This is a genomic window from Streptomyces violaceoruber (assembly GCF_033406955.1).
In the GTDB taxonomy this organism is placed as follows: Bacteria; Actinomycetota; Actinomycetes; order Streptomycetales; family Streptomycetaceae; genus Streptomyces; species Streptomyces violaceoruber.
In genome coordinates this window covers 7,625,235-7,638,525 of sequence record NZ_CP137734.1, presented here as the reverse complement: position 1 = coordinate 7,638,525, position 13,291 = coordinate 7,625,235, and the positions used below count along the sequence as shown (strand labels likewise).

Annotated in this window: 11 protein-coding genes and 1 pseudogene; 3 read left to right on the top strand and 9 right to left on the bottom strand. The window is 71.9% G+C overall.

Going from position 1 to position 13,291, the window contains the following annotated elements:
• Positions 1–104 precede the first annotated feature (104 nt).
• The 4 genes from R2E43_RS34315 to R2E43_RS34300 are packed head-to-tail and all read right to left on the bottom strand — an operon-like array spanning position 105 to position 4,532.
• Entirely contained in the window at positions 105–1,352 is a 1,248-nt protein-coding gene (locus tag R2E43_RS34315; protein ID WP_332056929.1) for a glycoside hydrolase 5 family protein, read from the bottom strand.
• A 31-nt stretch (positions 1,353–1,383) separates the two neighbouring features.
• The gene (locus R2E43_RS34310) at positions 1,384–2,304 is read right to left on the bottom strand and encodes a carbohydrate ABC transporter permease (protein WP_003977910.1); all 921 of its coding nucleotides are present in this window, start codon (positions 2,302–2,304) and stop codon (positions 1,384–1,386) included.
• Positions 2,301–3,233, bottom strand: coding sequence for a carbohydrate ABC transporter permease (locus tag R2E43_RS34305; protein ID WP_329432996.1), 933 nt, complete (start codon positions 3,231–3,233; stop codon positions 2,301–2,303). The genes R2E43_RS34310 and R2E43_RS34305 overlap by 4 nt, the downstream gene beginning before the upstream one ends.
• A 6-nt stretch (positions 3,234–3,239) precedes the next feature.
• Positions 3,240–4,532 carry an ABC transporter substrate-binding protein gene (locus R2E43_RS34300; protein ID WP_003977908.1) on the bottom strand — a complete coding sequence of 431 codons (1,293 nt, stop codon included), beginning with the start codon at positions 4,530–4,532 and terminating at the stop codon, positions 3,240–3,242.
• 233 nt (positions 4,533–4,765) lie between these two features.
• Between R2E43_RS34300 and R2E43_RS34295 the strand changes: the two genes are divergently transcribed.
• Entirely contained in the window at positions 4,766–5,815 is a 1,050-nt protein-coding gene (locus R2E43_RS34295) for a LacI family DNA-binding transcriptional regulator (protein ID WP_191848841.1), read from the top strand.
• Positions 5,816–5,875: 60 nt separating this feature from the next.
• A pseudogene (locus R2E43_RS34290) lies at positions 5,876–6,087 on the top strand (amidase); the annotation flags it as partial.
• Positions 6,088–6,095: 8 nt separating this feature from the next.
• Here the strand turns inward: R2E43_RS34290 and R2E43_RS34285 are convergent.
• The gene (locus R2E43_RS34285; protein ID WP_121714146.1) at positions 6,096–6,578 is read right to left on the bottom strand and encodes a GNAT family N-acetyltransferase; all 483 of its coding nucleotides are present in this window, start codon (positions 6,576–6,578) and stop codon (positions 6,096–6,098) included.
• 55 nt (positions 6,579–6,633) lie between these two features.
• Positions 6,634–6,810, bottom strand: coding sequence for a hypothetical protein (locus R2E43_RS34280; protein WP_011027467.1), 177 nt, complete (start codon positions 6,808–6,810; stop codon positions 6,634–6,636).
• A 475-nt stretch (positions 6,811–7,285) separates the two neighbouring features.
• Between R2E43_RS34280 and R2E43_RS34275 the strand changes: the two genes are divergently transcribed.
• Positions 7,286–7,741 carry a hypothetical protein gene (locus R2E43_RS34275; RefSeq protein WP_332056928.1) on the top strand — a complete coding sequence of 152 codons (456 nt, stop codon included), beginning with the start codon at positions 7,286–7,288 and terminating at the stop codon, positions 7,739–7,741.
• Between the two features lie 84 nt (positions 7,742–7,825).
• On the opposite strand, the gene R2E43_RS34270 is transcribed toward R2E43_RS34275, so the two are convergent.
• From R2E43_RS34270 to R2E43_RS34260, 3 genes are all read right to left on the bottom strand, one after another.
• Complete coding sequence (locus R2E43_RS34270; RefSeq protein ID WP_003977903.1) at positions 7,826–9,328, bottom strand: SDR family NAD(P)-dependent oxidoreductase; 1,503 nt, start codon at positions 9,326–9,328, stop codon at positions 7,826–7,828.
• A 103-nt stretch (positions 9,329–9,431) separates the two neighbouring features.
• Positions 9,432–10,772, bottom strand: a complete 1,341-nt coding sequence (locus tag R2E43_RS34265) for a wax ester/triacylglycerol synthase family O-acyltransferase (protein WP_332056927.1) — start codon at positions 10,770–10,772, stop codon at positions 9,432–9,434.
• Between the two features lie 187 nt (positions 10,773–10,959).
• Entirely contained in the window at positions 10,960–13,278 is a 2,319-nt protein-coding gene (locus R2E43_RS34260; protein ID WP_332056926.1) for a GH92 family glycosyl hydrolase, read from the bottom strand.
• Between the last annotated feature and the right edge of the window lie 13 nt (positions 13,279–13,291).

Here is a 13,291-nt window from a genome sequence, read left to right as displayed (position 1 = left end):
GGGTTGGGCGGGCGGTGGCGGGGGCCGACGTCAGGTACAGCTCCCCACCGGGACGCGCTTCGAATCGTGCGGCGCCCTCGTTCCGCCGCGCGGGGCGAGGGTCGTCATGGGACGGGGACCTGGTCGGGGGTGACGACCCCGGTGATGCCGCGGACCGCGAGGTGTCCGGTGTCGGCGGCGCGGGTGTCGAGGACGGTGGTGGGACGGGCGCCGTCGGCGACCAGCCGGAAGAAGGCGTCGAAGACGGCACCGCCGGGGGCGCAGGCCGAGCGGGCGGCGGGGTCGGCCGGTACGGCGAGGGCCGTGGTGCGCGGGGCGGGGGCGGGACGGGCTCCGTCCCGGGCCGCGCGTGCCGCGCTCGCCAGCACCCGGGCCGTGTCCTTGGGACGCCGGTCGTTGGTGAGGAGCCCGAGCCCGTACTCCAGCTCCGGGAAGTCGGCCAGCGCCCGGGACACGTCGTGGGAGCACCACCAGGTGACGCCCCACAGGTCGGGGCAGTCCAGGGCGTTCTCGACGGTCGCCTCGGTGAACGCGGCGGCGTGCTCGGCGGGGACCAGGGGCGCCGGGGCGCCGACCTCCTGGAGCCACACCGGGCGGTGCGGGTCGTCGGCCCAGGCCTTGCTCAGCTCGATCAGGTAGGCGGCGTGGTGCTCGCTGGGCACGGAGGTGCGGCCGTGGCGCTGGGCGGTGCCGTTGAAGACCCAGGAGTGCACCGCCGTGACGGCGCCCTGCCGGGCGGCCTGGGCCGGGGTGAAGGGCTGGTCGTCCTGGTACCAGGTGGCGTCGTACTCGGCGTGCAGGTGCATGCGTCCCGGGGCGCCCTCCTCGCAGGCGGCCAGCATCCGCTCCAGCCAGGCGTCGATCTGGGCGCTGGTGGCGCGGTCCGGGTCGGGGTGGGGTCCGGCGGAGAACTGGTTGACCTCGTTGCCGAGGGTCATGCCGAGGAAGTTGGTCCGTCCGGCCAGGGCGGCGGCGAGGGTGCGCAGGTAGGCGGCCTGGCCCTCGACGACGTGGGGGTCGGTGAACAGGTTGCGCCGGTGCCAGGTGCGGGTCCAGGCCGGAACGTAGTCGAAGCTGCTCAGATGGCCCTGGAGGCCGTCCACGTTGACGTCGAGGCCGCGTTCACCGGCCGCGTCGACCAGTGCCACCAGGTGCTCCACCGCCCGCTCGCGGATCAGGGTGCGGTTGGGCTGGAAGTACGGCCACAGCGGGAAGACGCGGACGTGGTCCACGTCCAGCGCGGCGATGGAGTCCAGGTCGGCGCGTACGGAGTCGAGGTCGAAGTCGAGCCAGTGGTGGAACCACCCCACGCTCGGGGTGTAGTTGACGCCGAAGCGCACGGCAGAAGGCATGCGGTGTCCTTGAGAGGGGGAAGCGGGTGGTTCAGCCCTTGACGGCGCCCTCGCCGACGCCGCGGAAGAAGTACCGCTGGAGGCAGGCGAAGAGGACGATGAGCGGCGCCACGGCGATGATCGTGCCGGCGGCGACCAGGCGTTCGTCGTTGGCGAAGGTGCCGTGCAGGTAGTTCAGGCCGATGGTCAGGGTGAACCTGGACGGGTCGCTCAGCACGATCAGGGGCCACAGGAAGTCGTCCCAGGCGCCCATGAAGGCGAAGATCGCGACGACGGCCAGGGTGCCCTTCACCGCGGGCAGCGCGATCCGGAGGAACCGCTGCCAGACGTTGGCGCCGTCGACGAAGGCGGCCTCCTCGATCTCGTAGGGGAGGTTGAGGAAGGCGTTGCGCATCAGCAGCACGTTCAGGGCGCTGACGCAGCCCGGCAGCACCACGCCGACCAGGGTGTTGTTGAGACCCAGCTCCCGCATGGTGGTGAACTGGGCGATGATGATGCCCTCCACCGGCACGAGCATGGCGAGGATGAACACCAGGGTGGCGACGCGTCGGCCGCGGTAGCGCAGCCGGGCCAGGGCGTAGCCGGCGAGGGCGGCGCCGACGCAGTTGGTGACGACGTTGGCCGCGGCGACCTTCAGCGAGTTCAGGGCGTAGTCCCACACCGGGATGGTGTCGGCGACCCGCTCGTAGTTGTGCAGGGTGGGGTCGGAGGGCAGGAACTTGGGCGGGGAGCTGAAGATGTCCTCGGTGGGGCCCTTGAGCGAGGTCGACAGCTGCCACAGGAACGGCCCGATGGTCAGGGCGAGGACCCCGAGCAGCAGCAGGTAGCGCAGGGCCAGTTCCCAGCCGCGTACGCGGCGGCCGTGCTCGTCGGCGATGCGCGGTTCGCGCTTGCGTTCCCGGTCGGCGGCCCGGGTCCGCTCGGCGGGCCGGGTCTTCTCGGCGGTGCTCACGCGTCCTCCTTCCGGTCGGCGCGCAGGACGAGCAGCATCAGGACGACGGTGACGGCGAAGACGACGACGGAGATGGCGGAGGCGTAGCCGACCCGGCCGGTGAGGCCGGTGCCGGTGCGCTGGACCAGCATCACGAGGGTGGTGTCCTCGCCGGCCGGTCCGCCGCTGGGGCCCGCCATCAGGTACACCTCGGAGAAGACCTTGAAGGCGGCGACCGAGGAGAGCGCCGCGACCAGGACCATGGTGGAGCGGACCGCGGGCACCGTGACGGTGAGGAAGCGGCGGACCGCGCCCGCGCCGTCCACGGCGGCGGCCTCGTGCAGCTCGCGGGGCACGTTGGCGAGCGCCGCCAGGTAAATGATCATGTAGTAGCCGAGGCCCTTCCAGACCGTGACGCCCATCGCGCTGAGCAGGATCAGCCACTGGTCGCTGAGGAAGCCGACCGGACTGCCGCCGAGCGTCTCCAGCAGGGAGTTGACCAGGCCGCGCTCGTCGAGGAGCCAGACCCAGATCAGGCCGACGACGACGATCGAGGCGACGACCGGGGTGTAGAAGGCCGAGCGGAAGAAGGTGATGCCGGGGATGTTCTTCTGCACGAGCAGCGCGAGCAGCAGCGGCAGCAGGACCAGCGCGGGGACGACCCCGAGGACGTAGAGGGAGCTGTTGCGCAGTCCGATCCAGAACATGTCGTCGTGGAGCAGCTCGCGGAAGTTGGCGAGGCCCACGAACTCGCCCGGGACCAGCGTGCGGCGGTCGGTGAAGGAGTTGACGAGCGTGGAGACGAACGGGTACAGGATGAACGCGCCGGTGATCAGCAGACCGGGCGCGGCGAACAGCCAGGGGCTGGCGGGCAGCTGCCGTCGCACACGCCGGGCGCCGCCGCCCTTGCGGGCGTCCGGTGTGCCGGTGGTGAGGGTGGGACTCGCCATGATGTCTCAGCCCTGCTGCTGGAGGAGCCGGTCGCACGCCTTGACAGCGTTGTCGAGTGCTTCCTTCGGGCTCTGCTTGCCCTGGAGCGCCTTGGCGACCTCGTTGCGCAGCTCGGTCTTCATCTGCTCGCTGAACAGCACGGGCGTGTAGTTGACGGCCGTCTTCAGCGACTTGGCGGCGGCGACCCGGACACGGGTCTCGTCGGTGCCGTCCTCCTTGGTGAAGTACGGGTCGTCCAGCGAACCGGCGGTGCTCGGGAAGATGGCGACCTGCTTGGCGAACGACATCTGGTGCGCGGCGTCGGTGACGTAGTGCGCGAAGGCGACCGCCGCGGGCTTGCGCTGGCTCTGCGCGTTCACCATCAGGCCCATCACGTACATGTTGACGTGGCCGGTGCTGGTGATCTGGTCGGTGATGCCGATGTTCTCGTACAGGTTCGGCGCCTGCTTCTTGAAGTTGGCGAGGTCCAGCGCGCTGCCCGGGTTCATGGCGACGGCGCCGGTGAGGAACTTCTTCCCGGACGACTCGGGGGTGGCGGTCAGCGCCTGCGGGTCGAGGGCCTTGGCGTCGTACAGCTCCTTGTAGCGGGCGAGGAGCTGGACACCCTTGGCGTCGTTGAACGCGAAGGCGGTGCCCTCCTTGTTCATGAGCGGGACGCCGTAGCGGCCGAAGTCCTCGATGGTGGGCACGTTGGCGAGGGTGGCGACCTCGCCGTCGGTCTTGTCAGCGATCTTCAGGGCGGCGTCGAAGACCTCGTCGTACGTCCTCGGCGGCTGCTCGGGGTCGAGTCCGGCCTTCTCGAAGAGGGACTTGTTGTAGAAGAGGGGGCCGGTGTTGAGGTACCAGGGGAAGGCGTACGTGCCGTCCATGCCCGGTATCCGGTGGCTGGCCCAGGCGCCTTCCAGGTACTCCTTCTCGTACTGTCCGGCGGCCTTGTCCAGGTCGAGGGCGAGGCCCGCCTTGGCGAGCGGCGCGACGAGGTCCGGGGAGACGTTGACGACGTCCGGCAGGGTGCCGCCGGCGGCGTCGGCGCTGATCTTGTCGGCGTAGCCCTCGCCGGGCTGGTCCACCCACTTGACGTGGGTGTCGGGGTACTTCTTCTCGAAGTCGGCGATCAGACCCTCGAAGTAGTCCTTGAAGTTGGCCCGCAGGTTCCAGGTCTGGAAGGTGATGTCGCCCTCGACCTTGCCCGAGGCGTCGGTCGAGGAACCGCCGTCGCCCCCGGAACCGCAGGCGCTGAGCGGCAGGACGAGGGCGGCGACGGCGGCGACGGCGAATGTTCTGCGCGAGGTGGGCACGGTGACACGTCTCCCTGAAGGACGTCGGCGGTGGGATGCCAGCGACCATGCACGGCGATTCCGCGGAAAGTCAATGGATTCACGCCAACTAAAGCAGACGGCATAGCATTAGCCCAGGTCAGAGCGGTGTGGGGTGGCTCTTGCCAGGAACTACTAATGCGCTTTAGGATCTTCGCACTCAAGCGCTTTAGCTGAGACGGCTCTCACCGCTCGCACCGAGGAAAGGAGCGCGCATGCCCGCCAAGCGGCCCGCCGCGCGCCGGCCGACGATGAAGGACATCGCGCGCCGGGCCGGAGTCTCCGAGAGCGCGGTGTCGTTCGCGCTGAACGACCGGCCGGGGGTCTCCGAGATCACCCGGGACCGGGTGCGCCGGGTGGCCGAGCAGCTCGGCTGGCGGCCCAGTACGGCGGCCCGCGCGCTGTCCGGGGAGGGTGCGGCGACGGTCGGCTTCGTGCTGGCGCGGCCCGCGCACACCCTCGGCGTGGACTCCTTCTTCCTGCAACTGGTCTCGGGCATCCAGGAGGTGCTGGCGGAGCGGCACCTGGGGCTGTTGTTCCAGGTGGCGCAGGACGTCGCGGACGAGTGCGCGGTGTACCGGCGCTGGTGGGCCGAACACCGGGTGGACGGCGTCCTCGTGGTGGACCCGCGCACCGACGATCCGCGCCCGGACCTGCTCGACGAACTCGGCCTGCCCGCCGTGGTCATCGGCGGGGCCCCGGACGAGCGTCATCCGGGGCTGTCGACGGTGTGGGCGGACGACGCGGGTGCGATGGCCGCGCTGGTGGACGGGCTGTACGCGCTCGGGCACCGGCGGATCGTGCACATCGCCGGGCTGCCGGACCTCGCCCACACCGAACGCCGTATCCGCGCCCTGCGCGCGGAGGCCGGGCGGCGCGGTCTGGGCGAGGTCGAGTCGGTGACCACCGACTACTCGGACGCCGAGGGCGCGGCCGTCACCCGCCGTGTCCTGGAGGCGCCCACTCCCCCGACCGCCCTCATCTACGACAACGACGTGATGGCCGTCGCCGGGGTCGCCGCCGCGGCCGAACTCGGCTTCTCGGTGCCGGCGGACGTGTCCGTGGTGGCCTGGGAGGACTCGGCACTGTGCCGCATGGTCAAGCCGTGGCTGTCCGCGCTGTCCCGGGACAGCGTGGAGTTCGGCCGCACGGCGGCCACGGAGCTGACCGCCCTCCTCGACGGCGGTCCGGCCCGGACGGTGCGGGTGCCGGTGCCGCGGCTGATCGAGCGGGACAGCACAGGAACGGCCCGGCCGCAGGCCTGAGGGCCGGGCACGCGCTCTCGACGTGCGCGCTCCGTGACCGACCGGGCCGGCCGGAGCGCCTCCCCCGCGGCGGGGCCCTGGCACGAGCGGGGCCGGCTGCGCAACGTGGTGGCGGACTCGGCGTACTCGCCGTTCACTCCGCCGTGGAAGCCGACCGGCCGGCCCGCGATGTACAGCTGGTGGGGCGTCCGGGTGCGGAGGCGGCCCTGCTGGAGCCGGCGGAGCTGATCGAGGCGCTGCGGCGCTCACGGCGGGCGGCGCCGCCGGACTGAGCCGGGACCTACAGGGCGCGGTGCATGATGTGCAGGCCGACCCGCCCGTGCCGCGGGTGGTCGAAGGCGTCCGGGACCGTGCCGAGGATCGTGAAGCCCAGGGAGGTCCACAGCCGGACGGCCGGGTTGGTCTCGACGACGGCGTTGAAGACCATGGCCCGGTATCCGTCGGCCCTGGCGGCATCCAGGACGTACTCGGCGAGGACCCGGCCGGTGCCGCGTCCGGCCCGGTCGGGGTCGACCATGAAGCCGGCGTTGGCGATGCGGGCGGCGGGGCCGCCGTAGTTGGGGGTGAGGTAGGCGGAGGCGACGACGGCACCGGTGTCGTCCTCGGCGACGTAGACGCGTTTGGCGGGGCTCGTCCACAGGGCCCGGGCGTCCTCCTCGGAGGTGTCCGGGTCCCAGGCGTAGGTCTCACCGGCGGCGACGATGCGGTGCCAGAAGGGCCAGATGTGCGGCCAGTCATCGGCGGTGGCTTCCCTGATCAGCATGGGCGTGAGTCTGGCACGCCCATGCGTGCGTCGGCCTCGGTGGGTGGCGGGCGGGTCAGTCCACGCTCGGCAGGATGTGCGGCTCGGCGAGGTCCTCCTCGTAGCCCGCGAGGCGGATGGGAGCGGAGCGCGCCCACACGTCGAGGCTGCCGAGCTCGCCGGGCCGGCGGCCGGCCCGCCCGGTGCGTTCCTCTGTGCGTTGCTCTGGGGTCGTCGTCGTTTCCGGTGTCACCGCGCACTCCTTATGTGTCGGGTCACCCTCGGGGCCTGCCGACGCCAGTCTCCTGTCCGGCACCCGGCGCCCGCTCGAGTGTGGGTCGAAATGCAGTTCGGACGCGGTGGCGCCGGAAGCTCGTGCGGAAGCAGGCCGTTGTGAACCGGCTTGTCCCATGACGGACCTGGGTGTGGGTAGTGCCCTGTGCTGCCGTCCGTCCGGACCAGGTTAACCAAATGAGCGGGGGTGCGCTCTATGGGGCTCAAAAGATGGGAGAACCATTGCCCTTCGCTCCGCGCGCAGTTGACCCGAGTCTGCCCCGGTTTCCCCGCTTCCGCACGGTGCGCAACTCACCCGTTCGGCCTACATCGGCGTCCGCACCTTCGAATGTCGGCGGCACCGGGTCGGGCAGTTAAGTTGCCGTTGGCTGCGGCGCAAGCTCGCCATGGTCTGCTGCTCGTCGGCAACGGCTGTCTCGTGGGAGGACCGAGGCATGGAACTGCGCAGTGTCGAGGAGCTGATGGACCTGCTGTACGCCTGCCGGGGCGAACGGCCCGCCAACGGGGTCACCGACGGGCCCGTCGGCGGGCCCGGGGATCCGCACGGGCACGCGCTGCGCACGGCCGCGCTGCTGCGTCGGCGCCGCCCGGCGGACAAGGAGCTCCAGGTCGCGGGGCTGGTCTCGCCGGTGGGACGGCTGCTGTGGCCCGGCAGCCCGGCCGCCAGGACGGCCGCCACGGTAGGGCCGCTGCTCGGCGCCCGCGTCGCCCGCCTGGTGCGCCGCCAGGCCCACCCGGAGGCCTGGGACCACGACGACGACCTGGTCAGCCTGCGTCAGGCCGAGGAGGAGGCGCGCACCGCCGTCTTCGACGCCGGGGTCCTGGAGGACTGGCGCACGGTGCTGGAGCTGACGGCGGCACGGAACTCGCGGCTGGGAGCGGTCGACTGAGGCACCGTCCGGTGCGCACCGACCGCCCCGGCCACCCGGAGCACCCGGAGCGCCCGGCGCACCCGGAGTACCCGGAGCGCTCGGTCACCACTTGCCGGGCGCGTAGTCCTTGAGGAAGACGCCGTACAGGTCCTCGCCCGCCTCGCCGCGCACGATGGGGTCGTAGACGCGGGCGGCGCCGTCGATCAGGTCGAGCGGGGCGTGGAAGCCCTCGTCGGCCAGGCGCAGCTTGTCGTAGTGAGGACGCTCGTCGGTGATCCAGCCGGTGTCGACGGAGGTCATCAGGATCCGGTCGGTGTCGAACATCTCCTGGGCGCTGGTCCGGGTCACCATGTTCATGGCGGCCTTGGCCGCGTTGGTGTTCGGGTGACCGGCACCCTTGTAGCCGCGGGCGAACACGCCCTCCATCGCCGAGACGTTGACGACGTAGGCACGCCCGGCGGGCGCCTTGCGCGCGGCCTCGGCCATGGCCGCGCGCAGCGCGCTGATGAGGATGAACGGCGACGTGTAGTTGCACAGCTGGGTCTCCAGCAGTTCCACCGGGGAGATCTGCTCGATGGTCTGGACCCAGGTGTTGGAGTCGACGACGTCGGGCACCAGGCCGCCCGCGTCGATCGCGGTGCCCTCGCGGTGCCGGACCACGCTGGCGTTGCCGGCCACCAGGGCGAGGTCGGCCACCTGCTGCGCGTCGAGCCCCGAGGTGCCCAGCGGCAGCGCGGCCAGGCCGTCCACCGCACCGGAGTTGAAGGCCCCGATGACCTGGTGCGCGGGCAGTTCACCGGCGGGCAGCGGGGCGCTCTCGCCCTCGACCAGCGCGGCGTACGCGGAGGGCAGGCGGCGCACGGTCTGGGTGGCGTTGTTGATCAGGATGTCGAGCGGGCCCTGCTCCGTGATCCGCTCGGCGAGGGCCACGGTCTGGGCGGGGTCGCGCAGGTCGATGCCGACGACCTCCAGGCGGTGCAGCCAGTCCGCGGAGTCGTCCATCGCCTTGAAGCGGCGGATGGCGTCCTTGGGGAAACGGGTGGTGATCGTGGTGTGCGCGCCGTCGCGCAGCAGCCTGAGCGCGATGTACATGCCGATCTTGGCGCGGCCGCCGGTGAGCAGCGCGCGCTTGCCGGTGAGGTCGGCGCGGGCGTCGCGGCGGGCCCGGTTCTCGGCGGCGCAGTCCTGGCAGAGCTGGTGGTAGAAGTAGTCGACCTCGGTGTAGCGCTGCTTGCAGACGTAGCAGGAGCGGGGCCGCTGGAGTATCCCGGCGATGGCGCCCTGCTCGGTGCGCGAGGAGGGCAGCAGGCCCTCGGTCTCGTCGTCGATGCGCTCGGCGGACCCGGTGGCGGTGGCCTCGGTGACCGCCTTGTCGTGGGCGGTCTTGGCGGCGCGGCGCTCCTGGCGGCGGCGCTGCTTGACCGTGCGGTAGATGTGCGAGGTGGCCCGGCGGACCGCGATCGCGTCGGGGTGGTCGACGTCCAGCTCGTCGAGTTCCTTCAGTACGTCGAGGCAGAGCGCCAGCCGTTCGGGGTCGATACCGGGGCCGTACGCGGACGCCGCCACCTCGTCCGTGGTCGCCGCACCGTCCTGTGTCACCGTCATCGCCGCTGCCGTTCCCTGGTCACCGTCGCGGCGCTCCGGGAGGCGACCGCTGTCGAACAGCGGATTTTATTCAGCGCGCGGCGTGGATCCAAACCCGCCGGGGTCAGGGACGGCACGCCGTGAGCAACGTCTCCACCTCCTCGGCCACCGCCACGGCGAGCCGGTCGAGGTCCGGCACCGCCTTCGCGTCGGCGAGCAGGCCGTAGTGGACCCGTCCGCGGTACGTCGAGACGGCCACCGCCAGGGAGTGGCCGCGGGCCAGCGGGGCCAGTGGATAGACCTCGGTGAGCGGGTGCCCGCCCAGCCGCAGCCCGAGGCTGGGCAGGGGGACGCTGGTGACCAGGAGGTCGAACCAGAGCCGGGCGGCCCCGGAGACCAGTGGCCCGCCGAGCCGGTGGCCGAGCGCCGGGACGTGGTCGGCGAGCAGGGCGACGGCTCCGGCGCCGCGTCCGGGCCCGGCGTCCTTGTTGCGGTCCATGGCGGCGCGGACCGTGCCGAGGCGGGCGAGCGGGTCGGGGTCGCCGACCGGAAGCCTCATCAGGTACCCGGAGAGCCGGTTTCCCTGGGGGTGCGCGCTGCGCGGGCGGCGCCTGGAGACGGGGATCAGGGCCCGGGGCGCGACGCCCTCGCTGCCGTCGCCGCGTTCGTCCAGCCAGCGGCGCAGAGCGCCCGCTACGACCGCGATCAGTACGTCGTTGACGGTGCCGCCGGTGGTCTTGCGGACGTGGTGCACGTCGTCGAGGTCGACGGACACCCCCGCGGTCCGGCGGGTCCCGGAGGACGCGGCGGTGAGCGCGGGCGAGGAACGCACGTCGAGGGTGGACAACGCCGCGGCGGCACCGATGTCCAGGGCGCGCCCGGCGTCGGACAGGGCGCCGCGCAGCCGGTCGGGCAGGGCGCGCACGTCCGGCAGGAGTCCGCGCGGCGGCTGCTCGGGGCGGGGCCGGGGTGCCGGCAGGTCCATCGGGTCCAGGACACCCGCGGCCAGCGTCAGGGCGCGCAGACCGTCGGCCAGGGCGTGGTGGAACTTGAACAGCACGGCGAAGGACCCGCCGTCCGCGCCCGGCAGCACGTGCGCCTCCCACGGCGGCCGTCCGCGTTCCAGGGGGCGTTCCATCAGGCGCCCGGCCCGGGCGTGGTAGTCCCTGGCCGGGGCGTGCAGCCGCACGTGGTCGAGCGGGTCGAAGCGGGGGTCGGGCTCGCGGGTCGCGCCGCCGAACGCGAACGGCCGGCGCAGGGCCATCGGCGGCTGCCAGGTGTCCCGGATCCTCATCCGCAGTCCGGGCACCGCGGGGGCGCGGGCCGCGAGCAGGTCCGCCGCGAGCGCGCCCGCGGTGGGCGAGTCGGCCTCGAAGACGCCGAGCGCGCCCAGGTGCATGGGGTGCTCGGCGGACTCGATGTTCCAGAACGCCAGGTCGAGGGGAGCGAGCGGATCGGGAGTCAAGGGCTTGCCTCGCAAGGACGACGCATGGGCGGTGGATGGACAACGGGTGGACAAGCAGTCAATCGCTCTCCGACGATTACGGTCAAGTACGATCAAGCTACGCACAGTTAACAAGAGATTAAAGTCCCGCCCCTTTCGACAGGGGCGGGACTGCTGTGACTCATGGGGCGCCTGTGCTCGCGTCGGCTCAGGTCAGCGGCGGCGGCACCGCCTCTGCCCCGGTACCCCACCCGGACGGCTGCGGGCCGACCGTGAACGCGAGCGACCGCACGGAGCGCAGGGCGTCCGTCGTCAGCCAGGTGCGGGCGTAGGCCGAGCCGTCGGTGCGGGCCGACTGGACGTACCGGTCGGTGTCCGAGGTGCCGGGCGCGGTGATCGTCAGGGCGCCGCGCGGGTAGTAGCGGCGGTCGAGGGTGAGGTCGACGCGGTCGAAGACCGGGGTGGACAGGCCCCAGGTGTCGTAGCCGGGCTGGATCGGGAAGATCCCGATCGAGGACAGCACGTTCCAGGCGGACATGGTCCCGAGGTCGTCGTTTCCGGTCATGCCGGTCGGCGTGTCCGTGAACAGGGTGAGCGCCGCGTGCACCACGTCGGTCGTCTTCCAGGGCTGCCCGGTCGACAGGTAGGTGTACGGGGCGATCAGATCGGGCTCGTTCTGCGGGTTGTACTTGTCGGCGTTGTAGTAGTCGTACGGCCCGTTCACCCACACCTCGCGGGCGGTCTTCGCCGGGTCCGCGAGGAGCTGGTCGTAGGCGAAGAAGGAGTCGAGCCGCGCGTTCGCCGCGTCGGTCCCGCCGATGAGGTCGATCATGCCGGGCAGGTCCTGCGGCACCAGCCACTGGTACTGCCAGGACGTGCCCTCGTGGAAGCCCTCGCTCTGCGCCGGGTCGGCCGGTCCGGTGAAGGCGCCCCCGGCGTCGCGGGCGCGGAAGAAGCCGGTCGAGGGGTCGAAGACGTTGCGGTAGCTCTGGGCGCGCTCGGCGTACCGCTTCGCGTCCGCTTCGTGGCCGAGGTCGCGGGCCATGCGGGAGAGCATGGCGTCGGACAGGGCGTACTCCAGGGTCGCGGAGGCGCCGTGGTCGTAGTCGGAGTCGCCCGGCTTGGCGTGCGGGCGGCCCTTGACGTACGGCGCGAAGCCGTCGGCGAGGTATTCGCGGTTGGCCTCCCGGCCGACGGCCGGCGAGTCGGTGGGCGGGACGCCGTCGGCGTTCTTCCTCAGCGCCCGGTAGGCCTTCTCCTCCCAGCCGTGCAGCAGGCCCTGCTGGTAGGCGTTGGTGAGGAAGGGGGTCACCGGGTCGCCGGTCATGATGTTGGTCTCGACGGTGCCGTAGCCCCACTTGGGCAGCCAGCCGCTCTCCTCGTCGATCTTGATGACGGAGATCGCCATGTCCCGGGCCTCGCGGGGTGCGAGCAGGGCGAGGAGCTGGGACTGGGTGCGGTAGGTGTCCCACAGGGACCAGTTCTGGTAGTACGTGAAGCCCTTGGCGCGGTGGACCTCCTGGTCCCAGCCGGTGTAGCGGCCGTCGACGTCGCTGCCGACGTTCGGCGCCAGGAAGGACCGGTACAGGGACGAGTAGAAGGTGCGCCGCAGGGTGTCGTCGCCGCCCCGGACCCGGACGTCCTCCAGCCGCTTCTCCCAGGTGCGGTCGGCACCGCGGCGCACGGAGTCGAAGGAGTGCCCGCCCTCGGCGCGCAGGTTGAGCGCGGCGCCGCGCGCGTCCACGTAGGACAGCGCGGTGGTGGCCTCGACGGTGCGGTCCTTCGTGGTGTCGAAGCGGACGTAGGCGCCGTCGCCGCCGGTCTTCGCGCCCGCGGTCACGGTGCCGTCGTCCCAGGTGCCGTAGGAGGCGAAGGGGCGGTCGAAGCGGGTGATCGTGTAGACGGTGTACGGCTTGGTGTCCTGGCAGAAGCCACTGCCGGTGATCGCGGTGCGCACGGTGCGGCTGTCGAGCACCTCGACCTCGGTGCTGATGTTCTTGTGCAGTGACTGGCCGGCGTTCAGCAGGACGTTGGCCTTGCCGGTGGCCGGGAAGGTGTAGCGCTGCACCCCGGTGCGTTCGGTGGCGGTCAGCTCCGCCTCGACGCCGGAGTCGAGGCCGACGCGGTAGTAGCCGGGGCTCGCCTCCTCGTCGTCGTGGCTGAAGGAGGCGGCGTACTTCGCGTAGTCCGTCTCGGTGACGTCCCCGATGGTCGGCAGCACCGGCAGGTCGCCGCCGAGCCCGCAGCCGACGCCGGAGAGGTGGACCAGGGAGAAGCCGCGGATGCGGGTGTCGGAGTGGTCGTAGCCGGTGTTGTGGCCGGTGTCCGGCGAGAACTGCACCATGCCGAAGGGCACGGCGGCGCCGGGATAGGTGTTGCCCTCGTTCTCCGTTCCGATGAAGGGGTTCACGAGGTCGGTCAGGTTCTGGTCGGTCGTCGGGACGGCCTGCGCCGCCGGGGCGGTGAGCAGCGCGGACGCTGCCACCACCCCGGCCACGCACAGCCGCAGACGCCGGGTGCCTCTCATGTGCGGTGACCTC